General features: G+C 71.5%; 17 protein-coding genes and 1 pseudogene. 7 read left to right on the forward strand and 11 right to left on the reverse strand.

Annotation, left to right across the window (positions count from 1 at the left end):
- Window positions 1-3: 3 nt before the first annotated feature.
- From WMF33_RS36845 to WMF33_RS36870, 6 genes are all read right to left on the reverse strand, one after another.
- Window positions 4-1,473, reverse strand: coding sequence for an NCS1 family nucleobase:cation symporter-1 (locus tag WMF33_RS36845; RefSeq protein WP_437332990.1), 1,470 nt, complete (start codon window positions 1,471-1,473; stop codon window positions 4-6).
- An 84-nt stretch (window positions 1,474-1,557) separates the two neighbouring features.
- Entirely contained in the window at window positions 1,558-2,946 is a 1,389-nt protein-coding gene (gene preA / locus WMF33_RS36850) for an NAD-dependent dihydropyrimidine dehydrogenase subunit PreA (protein ID WP_437332991.1), read from the reverse strand.
- 3 nt (window positions 2,947-2,949) lie between these two features.
- Window positions 2,950-4,347, reverse strand: a complete 1,398-nt coding sequence (locus tag WMF33_RS36855; protein ID WP_437332992.1) for an FAD-dependent oxidoreductase — start codon at window positions 4,345-4,347, stop codon at window positions 2,950-2,952.
- Window positions 4,348-4,378: 31 nt separating this feature from the next.
- Window positions 4,379-5,782 carry a dihydropyrimidinase gene (gene hydA / locus WMF33_RS36860; RefSeq protein ID WP_061622468.1) on the reverse strand — a complete coding sequence of 468 codons (1,404 nt, stop codon included), beginning with the start codon at window positions 5,780-5,782 and terminating at the stop codon, window positions 4,379-4,381.
- Between the two features lie 184 nt (window positions 5,783-5,966).
- Window positions 5,967-6,839, reverse strand: coding sequence for a nitrilase-related carbon-nitrogen hydrolase (locus tag WMF33_RS36865; RefSeq protein ID WP_061622469.1), 873 nt, complete (start codon window positions 6,837-6,839; stop codon window positions 5,967-5,969).
- Window positions 6,839-8,287: a CoA-acylating methylmalonate-semialdehyde dehydrogenase gene (locus WMF33_RS36870; RefSeq protein ID WP_437332993.1), complete on the reverse strand. Its 1,449-nt coding sequence runs from the start codon at window positions 8,285-8,287 to the stop codon at window positions 6,839-6,841. Before WMF33_RS36870 ends, WMF33_RS36865 begins: the two co-directional genes overlap by 1 nt.
- 595 nt (window positions 8,288-8,882) lie before the next feature.
- Between WMF33_RS36870 and WMF33_RS36875 the strand changes: the two genes are divergently transcribed.
- The 3 genes and pseudogenes from WMF33_RS36875 to WMF33_RS36885 all read left to right on the forward strand — a co-directional run bounded on the left by WMF33_RS36875 (window position 8,883) and on the right by WMF33_RS36885 (window position 11,763).
- Window positions 8,883-9,311: a hypothetical protein gene (locus WMF33_RS36875; protein ID WP_237244411.1), complete on the forward strand. Its 429-nt coding sequence runs from the start codon at window positions 8,883-8,885 to the stop codon at window positions 9,309-9,311.
- 75 nt (window positions 9,312-9,386) lie between these two features.
- A pseudogene (locus tag WMF33_RS36880) lies at window positions 9,387-10,901 on the forward strand (Rv1355c family protein); the annotation flags it as partial.
- A gap of 97 nt (window positions 10,902-10,998) precedes the next feature.
- On the forward strand, window positions 10,999-11,763 hold the full coding sequence (locus WMF33_RS36885) for a hypothetical protein (protein WP_437339602.1): 765 nt from the start codon (window positions 10,999-11,001) through the stop codon (window positions 11,761-11,763).
- A gap of 27 nt (window positions 11,764-11,790) precedes the next feature.
- Here the strand turns inward: WMF33_RS36885 and WMF33_RS36890 are convergent, their stop codons facing one another.
- Together WMF33_RS36890 and WMF33_RS36895 are read right to left on the reverse strand one after the other, a co-directional pair.
- Window positions 11,791-12,171, reverse strand: coding sequence for an STAS/SEC14 domain-containing protein (locus WMF33_RS36890; protein WP_020739469.1), 381 nt, complete (start codon window positions 12,169-12,171; stop codon window positions 11,791-11,793).
- 119 nt (window positions 12,172-12,290) lie between these two features.
- Window positions 12,291-14,432 carry a hypothetical protein gene (locus WMF33_RS36895; protein WP_437332994.1) on the reverse strand — a complete coding sequence of 714 codons (2,142 nt, stop codon included), beginning with the start codon at window positions 14,430-14,432 and terminating at the stop codon, window positions 12,291-12,293.
- 412 nt (window positions 14,433-14,844) lie between these two features.
- On the opposite strand from WMF33_RS36895, the gene WMF33_RS36900 reads away from it, so the two are divergent.
- Complete coding sequence (locus WMF33_RS36900; RefSeq protein ID WP_061624282.1) at window positions 14,845-15,630, forward strand: TerC family protein; 786 nt, start codon at window positions 14,845-14,847, stop codon at window positions 15,628-15,630.
- A 138-nt stretch (window positions 15,631-15,768) separates the two neighbouring features.
- A complete protein-coding gene (locus WMF33_RS36905; RefSeq protein WP_437332995.1) occupies window positions 15,769-16,254 on the forward strand; it encodes a response regulator in 486 nt (161 codons plus the stop codon).
- Window positions 16,255-16,317: 63 nt separating this feature from the next.
- On the opposite strand, the gene WMF33_RS36910 is transcribed toward WMF33_RS36905, so the two are convergent.
- The 3 genes from WMF33_RS36910 to WMF33_RS36920 all read right to left on the reverse strand — a co-directional run bounded on the left by WMF33_RS36910 (window position 16,318) and on the right by WMF33_RS36920 (window position 20,578).
- Window positions 16,318-18,432 carry an alpha/beta fold hydrolase gene (locus tag WMF33_RS36910; RefSeq protein WP_437332996.1) on the reverse strand — a complete coding sequence of 705 codons (2,115 nt, stop codon included), beginning with the start codon at window positions 18,430-18,432 and terminating at the stop codon, window positions 16,318-16,320.
- Window positions 18,433-18,623: 191 nt separating this feature from the next.
- Complete coding sequence (locus WMF33_RS36915; RefSeq protein WP_437332997.1) at window positions 18,624-19,382, reverse strand: ferritin-like domain-containing protein; 759 nt, start codon at window positions 19,380-19,382, stop codon at window positions 18,624-18,626.
- Complete coding sequence (locus WMF33_RS36920) at window positions 19,379-20,578, reverse strand: hypothetical protein (protein WP_437332998.1); 1,200 nt, start codon at window positions 20,576-20,578, stop codon at window positions 19,379-19,381. The genes WMF33_RS36915 and WMF33_RS36920 overlap by 4 nt, the downstream gene beginning before the upstream one ends.
- Before the next feature lie 172 nt (window positions 20,579-20,750).
- Here WMF33_RS36920 and WMF33_RS36925 point away from each other — a divergent pair, with 172 nt between their 5' ends.
- Complete coding sequence (locus WMF33_RS36925) at window positions 20,751-22,277, forward strand: deoxyribodipyrimidine photolyase (protein WP_437332999.1); 1,527 nt, start codon at window positions 20,751-20,753, stop codon at window positions 22,275-22,277.
- A gap of 245 nt (window positions 22,278-22,522) precedes the next feature.
- Window positions 22,523-23,197: a VTT domain-containing protein gene (locus tag WMF33_RS36930; RefSeq protein ID WP_437333000.1), complete on the forward strand. Its 675-nt coding sequence runs from the start codon at window positions 22,523-22,525 to the stop codon at window positions 23,195-23,197.
- The last annotated feature ends 75 nt before the right edge of the window (window positions 23,198-23,272 follow it).

Below are 23,272 nucleotides of genomic sequence, written 5' to 3' on the forward strand. Positions count from 1 at the left end.
GCCTCAGCGCGCCGGCGACGCCCCGCGCGCCGCGGCGGGCTCCGCGCGGCCGGCCAGCGAGAACAGCAGGTAGAGCCCTCCCGAGACGAAGAACCCCACGAACCACGCATACGTGTAGATCGAGCGCATCACCTCCGGGACGGCGTCCTTCATCGACGGGATCGCCTCGGCGAGGAAGCCCGGCAGGTTGATGAGCACGCCGATCGCGAGGGCGGCCATCGCCCGCCAGTTCACCCCGCCCTGGTACTCGTAGGCCCCGCCGCGCCGGTACAGGTCGCCCACCTCGAGCTGCGTCCGCCGGAGGAGGAAGTAATCGGCGATCATGATCCCGCCGATCGGCCCGAGGAGCGCCGAGTAGCCGACGAGCCACGTGAAGATGTACCCCTGCGACGACTCGATGAGCTTCCACGGCAGGATCACCGCGCCGAGGACGGCGGTGATCACGCCGCCCGCCCGCGCGGAGATGCGGTGGGGCGCGAGGTTGGAGAAGTCGTTGGCCGGCGAGACGACGTTGGCGGCGAGGTTCGTCGACAGCGTGGCGACCGACAGGCCCACCATCGCGAGGACCATGATGAACGCCCCGCCGATCCGGGCGAGCAGCTTCACCGGGTCCCAGATGAGCTCCCCGAAGATCACCGGCGTCGCCGAGGTGACCGCGACCCCGATGAACGAGAACAGCACCATGGTCGCCGGCAGCCCGAGCGCCTGGCCGATCGCCTGATCGCGCTGGCTGCGCGCGTACCGCGTGAAATCCGGGATGTTCAGCGAGAGCGTGGCCCAGAACCCGACCATCGCGGTGAGGCCGGGCGCGAACACGCTGAGGAGCTGCCCCTCGGGGATCTTCGACGGCTGCGACAGCATCGGGCCGAACCCGCCCGCGCGGACGTACGCCCAGCCGAGCATCACGAGGCCCATCACGATGAGGAACGGCGCCGCCCACGTCTCGAGGAACTTGATCGACTCCGTCCCCTTCAGGATGAAATAGAGGTTGATCACCCAGAAGACGGCGAACCCGAGGAGCTCGCCGGGGTGGATGCCGATCGCCCCCTTGAACGCCGCCGAGGTCAGCGGCGCCTCCGCCGAGGGCAGGAGCGCGACGAGGAGCTGCCAGAGCGCCTGCCCGCCGAGCCACGTCTGGATGCCGAACCACCCGCAGGCGACCAGCGCGCGCAGCACCGCCGGCACGTTCGCGCCCGTCACGCCGAACGACGCGCGGGCGAACACCGGAAACGGGATGCCGTACCGGGTGCCCGCGTGGGCGTTCAGGATCATCGGCAGGAGCACGATGACGTTGCCGAGCGCCACGCACGCGAGCGCCTGCTGCCAGCTCATCCCCTGATCGATGAGCCCGGAGGCCATCGTGTACGTCGGGATGCAGACGGCCATCCCGATCCACAGCGCCGCGAAATGCCCGAGCTTCCAGGTGCGCGCCGCCTCCGGCGTGGGCGCGAGATCTTCGTTCGTCAGCGACATCGAGGCTCCTCCCAGCGAGCTCCGCCGGCGCATGCGCGTTCGCGATCGTCGCGGGCTCCGGGCCGGCGGGTCGGGAGCCCGGGATCAGGAGCTCCGCGCGCGGGCGGTCGCTTCCAGCCCGCCAGGCACGAAGTCCGTCCCCTTCTGGACACGGTCGTTCCACGTCTCAGGCGGCCTGCCTGAAGGCACCTCCCTCATCGTGATGCACCCCGACACCGGGCACACCAGCGCGCACAGGTTGCAGCCGATGCACTCCTCCTCGTCCACGAACGGGACGCGCGACGGCGCGGCGGCGCCGCTCGGATCCGCCGTCACCGGGCGATCCGGGATGACCTTCGGGATGTGGGTGTGGCCCGCCGCGCGCGCCTCCGCCTCGGTCCTGCCCGGCAGGTGGATGCACTGGTGCGCCCCGTCCATGCAGGCGACGTAACAGAGCTGGCAGCCGATGCACTTCTCGGCGCTGATCTCCGCGACGACCCGGTACGAGAGATCCAGCTCGCCCCACTCCTGCACCTGCGGGACCGCCCTGCCCCGGAGCTCGCTCACCGAGCGCATCCCGTGCTCGTCGAGCCAGTCGCTGAGCCCCTCGATCATCTCCTCGACGATGCGGTAGCCGTAGTGCATCACCGCGGTGCACACCTGCACGCTCGTCGCGCCGAGCGCGATGAACTCCGCGGCGTCGCGGGCGCTCGAGATGCCGCCGATGCCCGAGATGGGCAGCCGGCCGATCTGGGGGTGGCGCGCGAGCTGGCTCAGGAGGTGGAGCGCGATCGGCTTGACCGCCGGCCCGCAGTAGCCGCCGTTCGTCGACGCGCCGCCGACCCGCGGCAGCGGGACCATCCGCTCCAGATCGACGCCCATCAGCGACTTGATCGTGTTGATCAGCGAGATCCCGTGCGCCCCGGACCGGAGCACCGCCTCGCCCGGCTCGAGGATGTCGCCGACGTTGGGCGTGAGCTTCACGATGACCGGCGTCGTCGCGAACTCGACGGCCCACCGCGCGATCTCCTGGAGGACCGCCGGCTCGTTGCCGACGGCCGAGCCCATGCCGCGCTCGCACATCCCGTGCGGGCAGCCGAAGTTGAGCTCGAGCCCGTCGGCGCCCGTGTCCTCGGCCTTGCGGATGATCTCGCGCCACTCGTCCTTCGTCTCGACCATCAGCGAGGCGATGAGCGCGTGGCCCGGGTAGCGCCGCTTGACCTCGCGCATCTCCCTGAGGTTCACGTCGAGCGGGCGGTCGGTGATGAGCTCGACGTTGTTGAGCCCCATGAGCCGCATCGTGCCGTAATCGATGCCTCCAAAGCGGCTCGACACGTTGACGATCGGGTTTCCGAGCGTTTTCCAGACGGCGCCGCCCCAGCCGGCGTCGAAGGCGCGCCGGACCTGATCGCCGGTGTTCGTCGGCGGCGCCGAGGCGAGCCAGAACGGGTTCGGGCTCTTGATCCCGGCGAAGTCGATAGAGAGGTCGGCCATCGCTCAGCTCCCTTGCGGTGCGGGCCCGGGCGCCGCGCCGCCCGCCCGCGTCATCATCGCTTCGTGCATCGCGCGCGCGGCGATCTTTGCCTCGGCGACCGCGTTGACGACCTCCTTGCCGCCGTTCACGCAGTCGCCGCCGCTGTAGACCTTCGGGTTGCCCGTGCGGTGCGTCGCCGGGTCGACCACCACGCGCCCCCGCGCGTCGAGCGAGACGCCCTCGAACGCGAGCGCCACCCGCGTCGCCCGGCTCTGCCCGATCGCGACGGCGACGAGGTCGGCCGGCACGAGCTCCTCCGCGACCGGCGTGGCGCCCTGCGCCTCCCGCCGCGCGTCCGCGGGCGCGACCCGCAGCGCGACGACCCGCCCGCCCTCGCGCACCACCTCGACCGGCACCCGGTTCTCGACGAGCCGCGCCCCGGCGACCCGCGCGCCCTCGAGCTCGTGCGCGTAGCCAGACATCTCGGCCTCGGAGCGGCGGTACACGATCGCCACGTCGACCCCGAGCAGCGCGAGCTCGTGCGCGACGTCGAGCGCCGTGTTGCCGCCGCCGACGACGGCCGCGCGCCGCACGCCCGCGAGATCGAGGCGCGGATCGGCCTTGAGCCGCTCGATGAACGCGGTCGCGCCCACCACGCCCTCGCCGTCCTCCCCGGGGATGCCGAGGCGCGCGTCGGCGCCGAGGCCGAGCCCCAGGAAGACCGCGTCGTAGCCCGCGATCAGGTCGCCTGTCGACACCTCGCCCGGCGCGGCCGCCCGCTCGACGACCGACACGCCCGTGCGGAGCTCGACGTCCCCGAGCGACAGCACCCACTCGAGCTCGCGGAGCGCCTCGTCCCCCTTCATCTTGTAGGGCGCGATCCCGAGCGTGTTCAGGCCGCCGGGGATCGACCTCTGCTCGAAGATCACGGCGCGGTGCCCCTCGAGGGCGAGGTAGCCGGCCGCGGCGATCGACGCGGGCCCCGCGCCCACGAGCGCGACGCGCTTGCCCGTGGGCGGCTTCGCCCGGAAGAGCCGCGGATCGCGCGCGAGCGCCGACTCGACCGCGTAGCGCTGGAGTCGGCCGATCGCGATCGGCTCGCGCCCCCACGCGTTGTAGACGCAGTCGCCCGCGCAGAGGACCTCGACCGGGCACGCCTGCCCGCACGACTGGCCGAGCAGGTTGGCCGTGAGGATGGTGCGGGCGGCGCCCTTCACCTGGCCCGTCGCGATCTTCCGGATGAAGCTCGGGATGTCGATGGAGGTCGGGCACGCCCTTACGCAGGGCGCGTCGACGCAGTAAAGACACCGGTTCGCCTCGGCGATCGCCTCGGCCTCGGTGTAGCGCGGGCTCTTGTCCTCGAATCGCTCTTCGATCCGGCCGGACGGGAGGGGTGAGAGGCGGCTTGGGTCTTGGCTCATGCTCGTGCTCGCGCGCTGCGGCGGCCTCGGCTCACGCGGCCCGCGAGCCCTGGGTCGGGCCGAGCCGCCGCGGCAGGTAGCGCCCGGCGCCGCGCTCCACGTCGAGCTTGCCGTCCGCGTACTGAACCCTGCCGTTCACGATGACATGCGTCGGCCTCCCCTTCACCTCGAACCCCTCGAAGATGCTCCGGTCGCACCGGTGGTGGTGCGTCTTCGCGGAGATCGTGCTCGTCCCCTTCGGGTCGAAGACCACGAGATCCGCGTCGCCGCCGGGCACGATCGAGCCCTTGCGCGGGTACAGCCCGAAGATCTTGGCCGGCTGCGTGGAGACGAGATCGACGAAGCGGTGGACGTCGATCCGCCCCTCGAGCACCCCGTAGGTCCAGAGGAGCGCGAGCCGGTTCTCGATGCCGGCGGCGCCGTTCGGGATCTTCGAGAAATCGTCCTTGCCCATGTCCTTCTGGCCGACCTGGTTGAAGGGGCAGTGGTCGGTCGCCACCGTCTGGATGAGCCCCGTCGAGAGCGCGGCCCACAGCGCGTCCTGGTGCCCCTTCGGCCGGATCGGCGGGCTCATCACGTACGCCGCGCCCTCGAAGTTCGGCTTGTCGTAGACCGAGTCGTCGAGCAGGAGGTACTGGGGGCACGTCTCGGCCATGACCACCTGGCCCCGGCTCCGCGCCTCGGCGACCGCGGCGAGCGCCTCCTTGCAGGTGAGGTGGACGATGTAGATCGGCTCGCCGATCACCCGGGCGAGCATGATCGCGCGCCCCGTCGCCTCCCCCTCGATCGGCGCGGGGCGGCTCTCCGCGTGGTGCCGCGGGTGGGTCTTGCCCTCCCTGAGCAGCCGCTTCTGGAGCGCGACCACCGCGTCGCCGTGCTCGGCGTGGACGGTGACGAGCGCGCCGAGGCCCTTGGCCGCCTCCATCACCTGGATGAGCTCCGGATCGTCGACGCCGATGGCCCCGCGGTAGGCCATGAAGGTCTTGAACGACGGGATGCCGTGCTCGCGCGTGCAGACGGCCATCTCCTTGAGCGTCTCGTCGCCGAACCAGGTGACGGCCATGTGAAAGGCGTAATCGGCCACCGCCTTCTTCGCCTTCTCGTGCCACATCGCGAGCCCGTCGAGCAGCGATTGCCCGCGGCTCGGGATCACGAAATCGATGATCGACGTCGTGCCCCCGGCCACGCCCGCCGCGGTGCCGGTCTCGAAGTCGTCCGAGCTCTCCGTCCCCATGAACGGCAGCTCCATGTGCACGTGGGCGTCGACCCCGCCCGGGAAGACGAGCTGCCCCGAGGCGTCGATCACCGTGTCTCCCGCGCGCTCCTTCGCGAGCCCCGCGCCGACGGCGGCGATCTTCCCGTCCTCGCAGTAGACGTCGCCGACGAACCGGTCGCTCGCTGTGATGATCTCGCCGTTCTTGATCAGGATGCCCATGTTGCTTCTCCGCGGGTGCGCGCCGGGCGGCGGGTCCCCTCCGGGGGGCGGCGCCGCCGTGGCGAGGGAAACGCCGGGGGAGCGTGCCGTCCGCGACCAGCGCCCCGGCGCTGCTTCTGGCTTCGCGGTGGACGTCGCATGGCCGGGCTAGCGATCTCCGTCGCCTCGCCGCGGCCGGTGGCCCTCAAGGCAGCTGCTTCGTGAGCTCACCGTAGCTCTCGGGCCGGCGATCGCGGTAGAACTGCCATGTCCTCCGGACCTCCTCGATCATGTCGAGGTTCATCTCGGCGACCACGAGCTCGTCCTGGTCCTCGCTCCCGGTCGCGAGGAAGGCGCCCCTCGGGTCGCAGAAGTAGCTCGTGCCGTAGAACTTGCCGATGTTCCACGGCGCCTCGGTGCCGACGCGGTTCGAGGCGGCGATGAAGTAGCCGTTGGCCACCGCGTGCGCGGGCTGCTCGAGCTTCCAGAGGTACTGGGAGAGCCCGGCGACCGTCGCCGACGGGTTCCACACGATCTCGGCGCCGTTGAGGCCGAGCAGCCGCGCCCCCTCCGGGAAGTGGCGATCGTAGCAGATGTACACGCCGATCCGCGCATACCGCGTCTGGAACGTCGGGTAGCCGAGGTTTCCCGGCTTGAAGAAGAACTTCTCCCAGAACCCGTTCGTGTGCGGGATATGGGTCTTCCGGTACTTGCCGAGGTACGTCCCGTCGGCGTCGACCACGGCCGCGGTGTTGTAGTAGACGCCCGCCATCTCCCGCTCGTAGATGGGGATGATCATCACCATCTTGTACTTCTTGGCGTAGGCGGTGAGCCGCTCGACCGTCGGGCCCGGGACGGGCTCGGCCACGTCGCACCATTTCGCGTCCTGAGAGGGGCAGAAATAAGGCGTGTTGAAGACCTCCTGCAAACAGAGGATCTGCACCCCCTTCTTCCCCGCCTCGTCGATGAACGGGAGGTGCTTCTCGAACATCGCGTCCCGGATCGAGAGCACCGAGGCGCCCTCGTCCAGGGCCGGGGTCGAGCACTGGATCAGCCCGCCAAGTACGTTTCGTGCCATCAGAACCACCTCGTGATGACGACCTTGCGCTCCGTGTAGAAGTCGATGGCGGTCGGGCCGTGCGCCTTCAGGTCGCCGAAGAAGCTGCCCTTCTGGCCGCCGAAGGGGAAGAAGGCCATCGGCGCCGCGACGCCGATGTTCACGCCGACCATCCCGGCCGTGACGCGGTGCTGGAACTCGCGCGCGGCGCCGCCGCTCGACGTGAAGATCGACGCCGCATTGCCGTACTCGCTCCGGTTCGCGATCGCGATCGCCTCGTCGAGGTCGCGCGCGCGCATCAGGCAGGCGACCGGGCCGAAGATCTCCTCGGTCGCGATCACCATCCCCGGCTTCACGTCGTCGAAGACCGTGGGACCGACCCAGTTGCCGTTCGGATACCCCTCGACCCTGGCGTCCCGGCCGTCCACGAGGAGCGTCGCCCCCTCCGACACGCCCTTGTCGATGTACGAGATCACCCGGTCGCGGTGCGCCGCCGAGATCACCGGGCCCATGGTCACGCCCTGCTTCGACCCGTCGCCCAGCACGATCCCCTTCGCGTGGCGGACGAGCCCCTCGCGCACGGCGTCGACCGCGTCGCCGACGCACACGACCACGCTGCCGGCCAGGCAGCGCTGGCCCGAGCAGCCGTAGATCGACTCGGCCACGTTGCCGATCGTCTTCGACCGTTCGGCGTCCGGCATCACCACGAGGAAGTTCTTCGCCCCGCCGAGCGCCTGGACCCGCTTGCCCGCCTCCGCCGCGCTCCTGTACACGTGGCGCGCGACCGACGACGAGCCGACGAACGACACGCCCGCGATGTCCTTGTGCGCGCAGAGGGCGTTCACGACGTCGCGGCCGCCGTGGACCAGGTTCACGACCCCGGGCGGCAGCCCGGCCTCCTGGATCAGCTCGAAGATGCGCTGCTGCGAGAGCGGGACCTGCTCCGAGGGCTTCAGGACGAAGGTGTTCCCCGTGGCGATCGCGTAGGGCAGAAACCAGAGCGGGACCATCGGAGGGAAGTTGAACGGCGTGATCGCCGCGAACACGCCGAGCGGCTGGCGGACCGTGTGGCAGTCGATCCCGGACGCCACGTCCCCGAGGCCCTGCCCCATCATCAGCGACGGGATGCCGGCCGCGTGCTCGACGTTCTCGATGCCGCGGCCGAAATCGTTCCTGGCCTCGGCCAGCGTCTTGCCGTGCTCGGAGGTGCAGATCGCCGCGATCTCGTCGCGGTGGGCGTCGAAGACCTCGCGCAGCTTGAAGAGGTAGCGCGCCCGCTGCACCGGCGGCGTCGCGCTCCAGCCGGGGAACGCCGCCTGCGCCGCCTTCACCGCCGCGTCGACGTCCGCCGCGGTCCCGAGCGGGACCTTTGCAAGAGATTCCCCGGTGGCCGGGTTCTTCACCTCGAGGTGCGTCGTCCCCGAAGAGCGAGACCAGGCGCCGCCGACGAAGTTTTCCAGCACGCGCATCGCGAAACACCTTTCCCCCGGCGAGGTGGTCACATTGACATCCGCAGCAGGCCGGGCGCCGGCCCTGTCCGCTGGACAATACAACCCACCGATCGAGCGCTACATGTGGTGGGGGTCCTCCGTCAAGCCTCGCTGCGACGCCGCATGCGCCGGAGCCGCTGTGAGAAAGACCGTCCACGCACATTCCGTAGTATAGACCACAGCGTGGCTGACAGGCCCCGGTGCAACTGCCCAGCAGCACGTCATGAAATCCTTTGGAAACAACTCGGGTACGCCCTGGTCATGCCGCGTCACGCCGCGCGATCGCGCGCGGTCGCCCCGCTCGGGCGGCGTCATCGACGCGCGTTCGAGGCCGAGCCGGCCCGACGCCGCGGGCGCGGCGCGCGGCCCGGCCCCGCGCGCCGCATGGCGCCACCACCGCGTCGAAAGTCGCCGCCGAACGTTGCTGCGTCGATCGAACCGTCCTAGGTGCAACGCCATGGATCTCGCGACCCCTTGCCCCATCGCCGGCCGCGCGGCGGCCCCAGCGGACGCCGCCGCGATCTGGCGGCTCGGCGACGCGACGACGTAAGCTCTGCGAGCGCTCGGTGAGACGATGACCCTACCCACCATGCTGTTCGACACGACGGAGCACGTGCTCATCGCCGTCCACGGCAGGGAACCGCCGAGCGACGAGGACTGGGAGCTCTACATGCAGACGGTGCTGGCGCTCCCGCCCACCTGCTCCAAAACGCTGGTGGTGACCGCCGGAGGCGGCCCCAACGCGAAGCAGCGCGCGTCGGTCAACGATTTCGTAAGCAACCACACACTCACTGTGGCGATCTGCACCGATGCGCTGCTGGTCCGGCAGATCACGATAGCGCTCAGCTGGTTCAACCCGCGGGTGAGGTCGTTCCGGGGCAACGACATCGCGGGCGCCCTGCGCTACCTCGAGGTCAGCGGGCCCGAGGCCGCCACGGTGCACCACAAGGTCGCCAGGATGCGGCTCGAGATCGAGGGCCGGGCGCCCCGCACGCCGCGCTGATCGGGGGGCCACCGCGGGCGGCGCCGGCCGGCGGGCGCCGCGACGCGCCCGGAGAGACCTGGTACCACGGTGGCCATGACCCGCTGGCAAGCGCTCCTCTCCTCCCCTCAGCGACGAGACGCAGAATCGACCGAGTGGCGGCCGCGCCTCTTCCGGCCGGCGCGCGAGGCGGACGCCGAGGCGCTCGGGCGCCTGCTGCGCGACGACGCGCGCGTCCGCGTCTTCGACGCGATCGACCGGCAGCTCGCGGATCTGGTCAAGACGCGCCACCCGAGCCGCACCCTCGATGCGCGCGAGATCGCGCGGCTCGTCGAGGAGCACCTCGGCGGCGCCCCGCGGGAGGCGTACGGCGTCTGGGTCCACTACCCGTGGTCGCACCGCCTCGTGCACCTGCTCGATGAGGCCGAGTTCGTCGAGCTCCGGACCAACCGCAACAAGTACAAGATCAGCGCCGAAGAGCAGGAGACGCTCGCGCGCCGGCGGATCGGCGTCGTCGGGCTCTCCGTCGGCCAGTCCGTGGCGCTCACCATCGCGCTCGAGCGGAGCGCCGGCGAGCTGCGCATCGCCGACTTCGACCACCTCGAGCTCTCGAACATGAACCGGATCCGGACCGGCGTGCACAACCTCGACGTGCCCAAGGCGGTCGCCACCGCGCGCGACATCGCCGAGCTCGACCCGTTCTTCAAAGTAACGTGCTTTTCCGAAGGGGTCACTCCGGACAACATGGATCGCTTCCTGCTCGGGCTCGGAGGGGACGAGGGCGAGGGCGAGGGCGAGGGCGAGGGCAAGCTCGATATCGTCGTGGAGGAGTGCGACAGCCTCGATATCAAGCTGGAGATCCGCTACCGGGCGCGCGCCCACCGCATACCGGTCGTGATGGACACGAGCGACCGGGGGCTCATCGACGTCGAGCGCTTCGACCTGGAGCCGGACCGGCCGATCCTCCACGGGCTCGTCGGCGACCTCAGGCCCGAGCGCATCCGCGGCCTGTCGACCGAGGACAAGGTGCCATATGTGATGCAGATCATCGGGCAGGACACGCTCTCCGCGCGGTTCGGCGCCACGCTCATCGAGGTGCAGCAGACGGTGAGCACGTGGCCGCAGCTCGGCTCGGCGGTCGTCCACGGCGGGGCCGCGGCCGCGGACACGGCGCGCCGGATCGCCCTGGGGGAGCCGGTGCGGTCGGGCCGGTACTTCGTCGACCTGGAGCAGCTCATCGGCGGCCCCGAGGGCGACCCGGCCGCGCCGCCCGCGCCCGCGCCGCCCGCGCCCGCGCCGCCCGCGCCGCGCGGCCCGGCGCAGGGCCCCGCGGCGCTCGCCCCCGCGGCGCTCGCGCTCCCGCGCGGCGGGGAGGCCGGCGCCGTCGCGCTCGATCCCGAGCGGCTCCGGCGGCTCGTCGGGGCCGGGATCGCGGCGCCCTCGGGCGGCAACTGCCAGCCCTGGCTCTGGGTCTACGAGGCGCGCCGCCTCGGGCTGTTCCACGACCGGGCGCGCTCCGAGTCGCTCGCCGATTTCCAGGGGGCGGGCGGCGTGGTCGCGCTCGGCGCGGCCGCCGAGAACGTCGTCCTCGCCGCCCACCGCGAGGGGCTCTCGGTGCGCCTCTCGCCCTTCCCGCTGGGCGGCGAGGACCTCGCCGCGACGTTCGACTTCTTCGACGCGCCGGTGAGCGCGCGCGGAGGACCACGCGATGGATCCCCTCGCGGACGCCATCGGCCTCCGGCACACGAACCGGCGCCCCGGCGCGCGGGCGGCGCTCGCGGACGAGCACCGGGCCGCCCTCGCCGCGGCGGTCCGGTCCGTCCCGGGGGCGGACCTCCAGCTGCTCGAGTCGCCGGCGGCGCTCGACGAGATCGCCGCGCTGATCGGCGCGGGCGATCGCGTCCGGCTGCTCGCGCGGGGCACGCACGCCGACCTGATGAAGGAGATCCGCTGGACCGAGGCGGAGGCGGCGGCGCGCCGGGACGGCATCTTCGTCGGCTCGTTCGAGCTCTCGCCGGCCGATCTCGCGGGGTTCACGATGTGCCGGGACTTCCGCAAGATGGAGCTCGTGCGGCGCTGGGGCGGCGGCCGGGCGCTGGAGAAGACGGCGCGCAAGGCGATCGCCGGCGCGATGGCCGTCGCGCTGATCACGATGCCGCGCGCCGGGCTCGCGGACTACTTCCAGGGCGGCCGGGCCGTCGAGCGGGCGTGGCTCACCGCCGCGCAGCGGGGGATCGCCGTCTACCCGATGGCGACGCTGCCGTACCTGTTCGCGCGCCTGATCCGCGGCGGCGGCGAGGGGCTGGATCCGGAGACCGCGGCGGTCGCGCGGGAGCTCCGGGAGCGGTACGTCCGGCTGTTCGACGTCACCGACGCGACGGCGGAGGTCCTGCTGTTCCGCCTCTCGCTCGCGGGCCCGCCGTCGGCGCGCGCGCTCCGCCGCCCCCTCGAGGACGTGCTCGTCGTGCGCTGACCCGGGCCGCTCCGGCGGCCGCCCGCCTCACGGCGCGGCGCGGTCGCCGAGGAGCCAGGCGCGCGCGGCGCCCTCGTCCTTGAAGACCCGCACGAGGTCCGCGGTGCCCGCCTCCCGGGCGATGCGGGCCGCCTGCAGCGCGGCGAGGTCGCTCTGGACGAGCTCGGCGGTCCGGATCACCCCCAGCGCGGCCGACGTCGCGCCGATGTCGCGGAGGAGCTCGGTCGCCTCCTCGGAGGCGATGGAGAACCCCCGGAAGTCCACGAGGACGCGGATCCTCCGGCCGCAGAGCGAGCCGAGCGCCCTCCTGTACTCGGCGGCGTACGCGTGCGCCTCCTCCGCGCGCACGACGCCTTGCAACGTGACCTCGATGAGGGCGTTGATCCTGTCGATCTTGATACGGTACATGCCGCCTCGTGGGGGAGCTAAGACCGTAGCGCGCTGTCGCGGCGGAGCCAGCTCGCCAGCGCAACGCGCGCCTCGCGCTCGCGCCTGGCCCTGAGCCCTGAGCCCTGAGTCTTGCGCGGCTAGCGCTGCACCTGCTTTGGCTCGGTGAGCTGGTAGACATGCTCGGCGAACGCCGGGACGAGCTCCCGGGCGACGATCCACAGCCGCCCTTCGCCGAGGTCGTTCAGGCCGGCGGGCCCGTCGTAGCTGAGCCTGCCGCGCTCGCCGAAGTAGATGAACGACGGCCGATCGTGGCTCCGGAACCAGCCGCACGCGGCGTCGATCAGCGGGGCGAAGGCGGCGTCGCCGCCGGGGCGCATGGGGACGAGGCGGACCGAGTCGAGCAGCCGGAAGAGGTTCGTGCCGAGCTCGCCGAGCTCAAGGACGGCGGCCGCCGCGGCCTCGCCGCGCTCGCGCGCGATGAAGATCGCGCGCTCCCGCTCGAGGCCGGCGCTGCGCCAGCGCTCGACGCAGGGGCCCATCGCGAGCCTGCCCGGCACGAGGTCGAGCGCCTCCGCGTACGGGCGCGGCGACGTCGCGCACAGCTGGCCGAGCAGCGCCGCCTGCTCCGACGGGGTCGCCTCGCCGATCTCGACGCCACCCGCCCCGGAGGGCCCTCGGGGCAGCGCCGGGACGTCGACGCCCATCAGGCGGAAAGGCAGCGAGAGCGCGAGCCCCGTCGCCTCGTGCCTGCGGGCGAAATCGAAGAACGACCGCTCGTTCCACGAGACGCGCGCCTCGGCGTAGACGATGACCCACCGGCACTCCGGGTCGGCCAGCGCGTACTCGCAGCAGCGCGTGAAGATGTCGCGGAGCACCTGGCGGGAGCTCAGGTTGGAGGCGCTCTTGGGCCGCTTCGCGAGCTGATGAAACATCCACGTGCCGTGGTAAGGCTTCATCACCGAGAAATTGCCCTCGATGCCGTGCTCGGAGAGGCAGGTGACGTTGTGCAGGAGGTGCGGCACCGCCGCGGCCCGCTGCGCCATCCTCATGAAGCTCGGCCGCATGGCCTCGAAGTTCTCCGGCCGCCGCCCGGAGAGGTTGAAGTAGCCCGAAGAGGCGAAGAGGTCCCAGAACTCCGCCTGCCAGGCCGTCCCCCCGTAGGTGGTCGCGTGCAGGATGCGCGACACGAGCCGCAGCCAGCGCCGCTCGTCCTCGCGCTTCGCGGCGACGACGCGCACGTTGCAGAGCTGCCCGGCGCCGCCCTCGGCCGCGGACACCGACCGCACCTCGCCCTTCAGGTGGATCACCCCGTCGTCGCCGTCCGGGAGCTCCAGCGCGAGCTTGAGCCTGGGATCGAGCGGCGGCTGGCCCTCGCGGACCGCGAGCCGCAGGCTCGAGAACGACACGTCGACCACCTCGGCCACGACCGGCGGCAGGTGGAGCCACTCCGGGTGCAGGAAGCGCGCGGTGAGCTCGACCTCGACGCCCCGCTCGTGGAGGCTCTGCCGCAGGCGCTCCACGCGCGCCGGCAGCGCGGACACGATCTCGCCGGGGCGCACCTGCTCCGCCCGGATGTTGAACCGGAAGACGGAGCTGTGCCCGGCGATCTCGACCGGGGAGGCCTCGCTCCAGCCCTCGATGCCGAACCAGCGGACCGTCCCGACCCCCACCTCGCTGAGCATCACGCACAGGGACGGCGCGCTCTCGGCGGCGCGGCGGACGATGCCCTTCTTGCGCAGGAGGACGCCCAGGATGTCGCGCACCCGCCGCGGGTCGTCGATCACCTCGCGCACCTGCCCGGCCTCCGCGGCCGAGGACCGGAAGAGGCTCGAGGCCGCGGCCTTCGCCGCCCCGGCGTCGACGAGGGCGCGCAGCGCCTCGCGGATCTGGCCGGTCGCGCGCGCGGAGACCTCCTGGAACGAGAGCCCGATGAGCGGGCCCCGGAGGCCCATCGACTGCAGCACCAGGAGGGCGGGGATCGGGCCGATCTCGTCGCCGCGGAACGACAGGCGCACGAAGACCACGCTGCCGAAGGGGAACGACGTCTGATAATCGGGCTCGATCCAGGCGCCCATCGCGCCGAGCAGGACGACCGGGTAGCTCGGCTCGAGCCCCTCGATGCGCAGCCAGACCTCGTCGCCGTCCAGCCAGCACGCCTCCGGCGCCTCGACCGGCGGATCGCCCTGCAAGCGCGCTCGCCCGAGCGACAACCCGTCAGCGCCGCCGCGGGCAGCCCAGCCCCCCTCCTGCCCGAATCCGATCTTCGGAACCAGCGTCACGAGGTCTTCCCCCCCTCCATGAGACTACCTGTTGCAGGTGGAGAACAGACGACCACGCCGCTTCGCCGGTGTGGCGAAAAGACACAGCGCCCCGCGGCGAGCTCGCCAACACCCCTCAGGAGCTCGCCTGGAAGCCAGGAAGGAGGCAGATCCACTTGATCGTACTTCCATATCATCTGTACCGGATCGCAACATCCTGCGTCAAGCGCCGGGCTTTTCAACGCCACGCCACGCCACGCCGCGCCACGCCACGCCGCGCGCGCGAGCGGCCACACCGACGCTGGCGGCGGCCCCGCGCCCTGGACGCGAGCGCAAGATCGCCCTGGAATTGGCCGGGGAGCGGGCCATCGAGGGACGACGTCGCGGGCGTTCGCGGCGCGTCATGCTACAAAGGGCCACCCCGATGCCCGACATGAGCGCCTTTCTGCACGCCGACGGCTGGATCACGCTCGCGACGCTCAGCGCGCTGGAAATCGTTCTTGGAATCGACAACATCGTCTTCCTTTCCATCATGACGGCGAAGCTGCCGCCCGAGCGGCAGCCGCTCGCGCGCCGCATCGGCCTCTTGCTCGCCCTCGGGATGCGGCTGCTCCTCCTGCTCGCGATCTCATGGGTCATGGGGCTCAAGGCGACCCTGTTCACCCTGTTCGGACACGGCTTCAGCGGTCGTGACCTGATCCTGCTCGGCGGCGGCGTGTTCCTGATCGGCAAGGCGACCCACGAGATGTTCGACAAGCTCGAGGTCGAAGATCACAAGGACGCGCCGTCGAAGGGCGGGGCGTCGTTCCCCTCCGTCATCGCGCAGATCGTGCTGCTCGACATCGTCTTTTCGCTCGACTCGGTCATCACCGCCGTCGGCATGGCGCAGCACATCTCGATCATGATGGTGGCCATGTTCATCGCGGTGGGCGTGATGCTCGTCTTCGCCGGCAAGATCGGCGCGTTCATCCACCGCCACCCGAGCATGAAGATCCTCGCGCTGAGCTTCCTGCTCCTCATCGGCGTCGTGCTGGTGGCCGACGGCATGGGTCAGCACATCAGCAAGGGCTACATCTACTTCGCCATGGCGTTCTCGCTCGGCGTCGAGCTCATCAACATGCGCCTCCGGCTGCGCCAGAAGCCCGTCCAGCTGCGCACGCGGATGGGGAGCTCCTCGGACCTCTTGCAGGCGCCCGGGCAGGCTCCTCCGGGTGGCTGAGGCCGCGCGGGGTCGCCCGCGGCGCGCCGGCGCGAGGGCGGAGATCGGGGTCGCCGGAGCGAGCTCCGGGAGAGCCTGTAAACAATTCGCACAGATGCGGTGTCCGAGGGTAGACGGCGAGAGCGGCCGGTCCCAGAAGTGACACCGGAGTTCTCCACCGAGGTGAGCGTGAGCGACGAGCAGGGAGACGCAGGACGGGGAAGGCGGCGCGTCGTCGTCGTCGACGACGACGACGCGATCGTCGAGACGCTGGAAGAGGTGCTGCTGGCGGAGGGCTATGACGTCGAGGGGTACACCGATCCCCTGGAGGCGCTGGAGCGGCTGCGCTCCCAGGCCCTGCCGGACGTCATCATCCTCGACTGCGTGATGCCGTTTCTGGACGGGCCGCGCCTCCTGGAGACGCTCGTGGCCGAGGGGAGAGCGGCGCCGGTCGTGCTCGTGACCGCGCTCAGCGATCCCGGCTTCTGCATCGACCCGGACCACCCGGACGCGACGAGGATCATCAACAAGCCGTTCGACCTGGAGCAGCTGCTCGAGACGCTCGACGACCTCTCGAGCGCGCCCCCGGTGAGCGGGCCCGGGTCGCGGCGGCGCCCGCGGGCCTCGTCGACGCAGCAGACGTAGCGGCGCGGCGGCGTCCGGCGAGGCGCGCGGCGCGCGGCGCCGGCGCGCCTCGGCAGGCGGGGATCAGGGCCGGGGGAGCGCCGCGGCGAGGCCGTGGACGACCTCGGCGCCGACGGGGACGGTGAGGCTCGCCCCCTGGAAGTCGCCGCCGATCGGCTCGTAGGAGCCGCCGAGGCACTGGGCGAGGAAGGTCTCCGCGATCGCGTTGAACGACATGGAGTTCTCCGGGCGGGCGAAGCCGTGGCCCTCGTCGGGATACAGCACGTAGGTCACCGGGATCCCCTTGCTCGTCATCGCCTTGACGATCTGATCGCTCTCGGCCTGCTTCACGCGCGGGTCGTTGGCGCCCTGGCCGATGAGGAGCGGCCGCTTGATCTGGTCGGCGCGGTAGAGCGGCGAGCGCAGGCGCAGGAGCTCGCGGCCCGCCTCGGTGCGGGGGTCGCCGACCCGCTTGGCGAAGAGCTCGAGCATCGGCGCCCAGTAGGGCGGGATCGACTCGAGCAGGGTCACGAGGTTCGACGGGCCGACGATGTCGACGCCGCAGGCGAAGGTCTCGGGCGTGAAGGTGAGGCCGACGAGCGTCGCGTAGCCGCCGTAGCTGCCGCCCATGATCGCCACGCGCTCCTTGTCGGCGATGCCCTGCGCGACCGACCAGGCCACCGCGTCGAGCAGGTCGTCGTGCATCTTGCCCGCCCACTCGAGGTCGCCCGCGTTGACGAACCTCTTGCCGAAGCCCGTCGAGCCGCGGAAGTTGGGGCTCAGCACGGCGTAGCCGCGGTTCGCGAGCCACTGGTGCATCGGGTCGAGGCGGAAGGAGCTGCGCGCCCAGGGGCCGCCGTGGACGAGGAGCACCGTCGAGAGCGGCTTGTCCGGCTTGCCGTCCCCGTCGGGGTCGGCGGCGCGCGGCAGCGACAGGTAGCTCACGAGCTCGAGGCCGTCGCGCGCCTTGATGACGACGGGCCGCATCTTCACGAGCGGCTGCGACTCGAGCGCCGTCCGGTTCGTGAAGAGGAACGTCGCCTTCTTCGAGGGGCGATCGTAGAGGTAGTACCGGACCGGGCCGTCGGAGACGGTGTAACCGACGGTCCACCGCTTGTCGTCGAGCGAGCGGCTCAGCACCTCGAGGTCGCCGTCGGCGACCGCGCGGAGGGCGTCGAGGTCCGGCTGGAGGCTCTTGTCGACCACGTGCCAGCGCTTGCGCTCGTGCTCGGAGGCGGCCGCCTGCACCTTGCCGGTCGCCGGGTGGACGATCACCCCGCTGACATCGGCCTTCGGGTCCTCGGCGACCACCGCGGGCTTCGCGGTCCTCGGGTCGAGGGTGACGAGCGCGGCGGTGTCGCGGCCGCGGCTGTCCCGGAAATAGAGCGTCTTACCGGTCGCGTCGAAGCCGATCGGCCCGCTGGTCGCGGCGTCCTCGTGCCCGAACGCGACGAAGGGCTTCGGCTCCTTGCCGGTGATGTCGAGGAGCTCCTGGCCTCCGTCGGTCGTCATCCGCACCGCGAGCCGCGCCTTGAAGTCGTCGTCGGCGACGAACCCCGCGAACCCGTCGTTCTGCCGCACGAGCTTGCGTTCGCCGGTGCGGACGGAGACGCGGTAGAGGTCGTGGTGCTTCTTGTCCCGATCGTTCATGCCGATCAGGATCTCGTCCGGGATCTTCTTGCTCACCCCCTCGAACGTCGCGGAGATGCCCTCGAACGGCGTGAGGTCCTTGATCTGCCCGGTCTTGAGCTCGACGGCGTAGACATGCCAGTTCTCGTCGCCGCCCTTGTCCTGGCGGTAGAGGACGTAATCGCTCGCGTACGGGAACAGGAACGTGCGAACGCCGCGGGTCTTTTCCTTCGTGACCGGCTTGGCCGCCGATGGATCCGAGGCGGGGCCGATCCACAGGTTGAGCACGCCCTCCGAGGGGGCGAGGAACCCGAGCCGCTGGCCATCCGGGCTGATCTGGGGAGACGCGCGATCGGGGTTGCCGAAGAGGACGCGCCGCGGGAGGAGCGTCGCGTCGGCGCGCGGCGCGGCCTTCGCCGGCGCGGCGGGCGCCGCGGCGGCCGGGGCTGCCGGGGCCGGCGCGGCGGCCTGCTGGGGCGGCGCGGGCGCCGGCGCGGGAGCGCCGCCGCAGGCGAGCGGCGCGAGGAGGGGCAGCAGGAACAGCGATCGGAGCTTCTGGGGCAGGTCCATGGATTCACCCGAGGCGCGGAGTCCTCGGCGGCATTCCGCATGCGCCGCGCCCGCGCCCCGAGGGTCATACCGAGATCGCCGAGGCAGGTCTACGGCCCGCCGCGCGGGCCGCGCGCCTCATGGCGATGCCCGATCGCCCGGCCCGCGGGGCGCGCCGGGCGGCTCGCTGCGGCGCCGTCGTGGTGGACGCGTCAGGCGGCTTGCTGCGGCGTCGAGGTGGTGGGCGCGCCGCGCGCGTCGAGCGCGAGCTTGCAGGACAGCCACCCGCGCACGAGCTCGAGGTGGCGCGCCTCGTGCTGCTCGGCCACGCGGAACTCGGCGACCATATCGTCCTGGCCGTACGCGGTCGCCAGATCGATGAGCATCCGCCAGCTGTCGTTGTCCGTGAGCTCGGCGACGAGCAGCGCCTGCAGGCTCTGCCCGAAGTTGATCCTCGGCTCGACGGCGACCGCGAGCACGCCGGCCGACGCCAGGCCGATCATGTCGGCGCTGGGCGTCATCGCGGTCGGATCGGCCCCGAGCCGCTCGATCGCGCGCTTCAGCAGCGCGAAGTGCCGGAGCTCGTCGTCGCGGATCGCCTCGAGGTCCGCGCGCGTCGGCCCTCCCTCGAAGCCCCCCTCGGCGTCGTGCTTGGCGATCAGCGCCTCGTAGAGGCGCGTGCCCGAGCGCTCGAACTGGAGGCGCTCGCCGAGCTTGTCGATGAGGAGCGCCGGCGGCCTGCCCTGGATGAGCTCCCCGGCCGCCTTGACCATGCCCTTGAGGCTCACCGGCGGCGGCACGCTCCCGACCGTGCCCGACTCCCGCGCGTACTCGCTCCTGACCGCCGCGGCGTCGGCCTCGCTCCCGGAGGAGCTCGGCGGGATCGCCTGCGCGAACTCGATGAGCTCCTTGCTGTCGATGGGCGAGGTCGCGATGCCCGTGGTGTTGGTCCCGATCGTGATCTGCTTCATGGCGTCGCCTCCTTTTGTCCGTCGATCTTCTCGGCGCGCCGCGAGAGCTCGGTGCCGGGCGTGAACCGGTAGCCCGCGGCCACGATCTCGGAGGGCGAGCCGGCGGAGTTCATCTGCTGCCGATAAGCGAGCGTCGCGGCGCTCTCCGGGATGACGGTCGGGTCGACGATCTGCTCGCCGACGGCGCGGAGGTGCACCTCCCGGGAGAGCACGTCGCGCACGAACTGGCGGTGGCTCTTGTGGGAGACCGGGTCCGGCAGCGAGGCGGGCAGGATCTCGGCCGCGTCGCGCCCCTCGAGCCGGTTGAAATGGTCGATGGCCACGTGGAGCTGCCCGAGCTCGTAATCGAGGAACCGCTCCCAGATCCGCTTGACGTGGGCGTTCTGCTCTTGCTGGAGGCAGCTCCAGTAGTTGTAGACCTCGTTGGCCTCGTGCAGGATCCACTTCTCGAGCCAGGTCTCCTCGGGGTTGATCATCGCCTCGTACTGGGTGACGTGCTGCTCCTCGATCGAGGCGATCTCGGCGTAGAGCAGCCGGGCCACCGGGTCGGCGAAGAACGGCCCGACGTTGACGTAGTAGTTGTGCGTCTGCTGCTCGGCGGCCATGATCGTGAGCGCGTTGAGCTTCGTGATCGGGCTCGCGGTCTCGCGGTCGTACGGCGCGCGCACGTCGTCCTCGGGGGCGCGGTGCTCCACCGCGGTGGGGCGACCCACGGTCACGTCGGTGTACGATTGCAGGAGGTTGTTCGCGTCCTTGCCTTCCAGGCGATCGAGGAGCGCCGAGTAGCGGTAGAGGTGGTCGTAGTCCTCGAGCATGCCGAAGCGGTAGACCTGCGCGAGGTACGGGTCGGGCTCCGACAGCGCGGCGTGCGCGGTGATCTCGATGGCGACCTGCTCGTATCCGATGGTGGTCTCGAGCGGCGACTGGTCCGGCGGGTTGAGCCAGTTCACCAGCGTGACCTGGTGGTGGTCGACGCGCCGCACCTGTGCGAGCACGCGGCGGAGATCCCGGTTCATGCGCGCGAAGCTGTGCAGGAACCGCACGCTCTCGAGCTCGATGCCGTTCATCAGGATGACGCGGACCCGGGTGAACGCGTCGTCGTCGAGCTTGCTGTACGGGACCTGGACGAGATCGCGCCAGTTGAACGACTGGCGGTCGAGCGGTATCCCCCGCTCTTTCAGGATATCAAGAGCCATGTTGCCCCTCCTCGCGCGTCGCGCTCGTGCGCCGATGAGCGACGGCTGCGGCGGTACCTGAGGCCGCCCTCACCGCGGCGCAAGTAAGGGCGGATCCCGAGGGGCCGGGCCGCTCCGGGCGATCCTGCCCGGCGGATCTGCGCGCCCCTGCCGCGCCGTGCTAGGAGCTCTCGTGATCTCGAGCAGCGTCCCCGATCTCCGGCTCCGCACCCGCAACGCGATGCCCGTCCGCGAGGACGGCGATTACGTGCTTTACTGGATGATCGCGAGTCGCCGGACCCGGTACAATTTCGGTCTGGAGCGCGCGGTCGCCTGGTCGCTCGCGCTCGATCGGCCGCTCGTGGTGCTGGAGGCGCTCCGGTGCGGCTACCGCTGGGCGAGCGACAGGCACCATCGCTTCGTGATCGACGGCATGGCCGACAACGCGCGCCGCCTCGCGGCGGCGGGCGTCCTCGCGCACCCGTACGTCGAGCCCGCCGCGGGGGCCGGCAAGGGCCTGCTCGGCGCGCTCGCGGCGCGGGCGTGCGTGGTCGTGACGGACGACTACCCGTGCTTCTTCCTCCCCCGGATGGTCGCCTCGGCCGCGCGGCAGGTGCCCGTCCGCCTGGAGCAGGTGGACTCGAACGGACTCCTGCCGATCCGCGCGGCCGATCGGGTGTTCACGACCGCGCGCTCGTTCCGCATCTTCTGGCAGCGGGTCATCGGCGAGCACCTCGGCGCGCAGCCGGCGGTCGATCCGCTGAAGAAGGCGAGGCTCCGGCCGGCGGCGCCGCTCCCCCGCGCGATCGCGCGGCGGTGGCCGGCGGCCTCTCCGGCGCTGCTCGAGGGCGACCCTGCCGCGCTCGCCGCGCTCCCCATCGATCACACCGTCGCGCCGGTCTCGCGCCGGGGCGGCCCGGAGGCGGCCGGCGAGGAGCTCGCGCGCTTCGTCGCCGAGCGGCTCCCGCGCTACCTGGACGGGCGCGATCACCCCGACGCCGGCGCGGCGAGCGGCCTGTCGCCGTACCTGCACTTCGGCCACCTCGCGGCGCACGAGGCCTTCGCCGCCGTCGCCCGGCGCGAGCGCTTCCGCGCCGAGCGGCTCGGCCGCCCCGAAGGCGGCGTCGTCAGGCCGAGCGGCAGCCGCGAGGGGTTCTGGGGGATGAGCGCCTCGGCCGAGGCGTTCCTCGAGCAGCTCGTCACGTGGCGGGAGCTCGGGTTCAACGCCTTCGCGCTCGGGGCGAGCGAGGGAGACGGGCCGCGCCTCTCGTGGAAGCGCGATCCGACCGATTACGAGTCTCTCCCGGACTGGGCGCTCGCGACGCTGGCAAAGCACGAGCGCGACCGGCGCCCCCGCCTCTACCCGCTCGAGGCGCTCGCCGCCGGGGCGACCTACGATCGCATCTGGAACGCCTCGCAGGTCGAGCTCCTCCGCGAGGGCCGAATCCACAATTACCTGCGCATGCTCTGGGGCAAGAAGATCCTGGAGTGGTCGCGGACGCCGCGCGAGGCGCTCGAGGTGATGATCGAGCTCAACGACCGGTATGCGCTCGACGGCCGCGACCCGAACTCCACGTCGGGCATCTTCTGGGTGCTCGGCCGCTACGATCGGGCCTGGGGGCCGGAGCGGGAGATCTTCGGCACGATCCGTTACATGTCGTCCGAGAGCGCCGCCCGGAAGCTGCACCTCAAGGAGTACCTGGCGCGCTATGCGCGGTAGCGCGCGCGGCCACGCCGTCGCGGGCGGCCGGCGGCTCGTCTCCTGGGGCGCCTCCGGGCGCTGGGCGCCGCCGGGGGCGCGGGCGGAGGGCCGGGCGAGGCGGCGCGGCGTCCCGCGGGCGCGGGTCGCGGCGCGCTCGGGAGCGGCGCGCGCGGGAGCGGCCGCGCTGGACGCCGGCGGCGGGGGCGCGGGCGGGGGTGCACGCGGGGTTCGACGCGGCCGCCGAGGTGAGCTATCGAGCGGGCGTGGAACTCCTCCGTGAATTTTTCAGCAGGCTGAGGGAGCTCGAGTCGCTCCTCGAGTGGGGCGGCTACCCCGTCCTGATGATCATCATCTTTGCCGAGACGGGGCTGCTCATCGGGTTCTTCCTTCCGGGGGACTCGCTGCTCGTCACGGCCGGGGTGCTCGTCAATGCGGGGCTCATCAACCCATTCAATCTGACGAACTTCCAGAACCTGCTCCTGATGAACGTCACGCTGATGACGATGGCGATCGTCGGCGACGCGGTGGGCTTCTCGATCGGGCGGCGCGCCGGGCCGAAGATCTTCACGCGCGAGCAATCGCTCCTGTTCCGCAAAGATCACCTGATCGCGACGCAGAAGTTCTACGAGAAGCACGGCGGCAAGACGATCATCCTCGCGCGCTTCATGCCGTTCGCCCGGACGTTCGCCCCGGTGGTGGCGGGCGTGGGGCAGATGGCGTACCGGCGCTTCGCGATGTTCAATGTGGTGGGCGGCGTGCTCTGGGTCTTCTCGATGACCTTCCTCGGGTACTTCCTGGGCAAGGTCTTCGACGCGAAGCAGATCGAGCGGGTCGTCTATCTGATCATCTTCGTCTCGGTGGCGCCCGTCATCTTCGGGGCCATCAAGCACCGGCTCCAGCAGAAGAAGGCCGCCGAGCGGCTCGGGGCCGAGCCGTAGCCTGCGCCATCCTGCGCGCTCGGCCGGCGACGCCGCCGCTCGTGCTCCGAAGGCCGCCCGCCTCTTGTACTCTGC

The sequence above is a fragment of the Sorangium sp. So ce394 genome (assembly GCF_051474665.1).
GTDB classification, from domain to species: Bacteria; Myxococcota_A; Polyangia; order Polyangiales; family Polyangiaceae; genus Sorangium; species Sorangium cellulosum_D.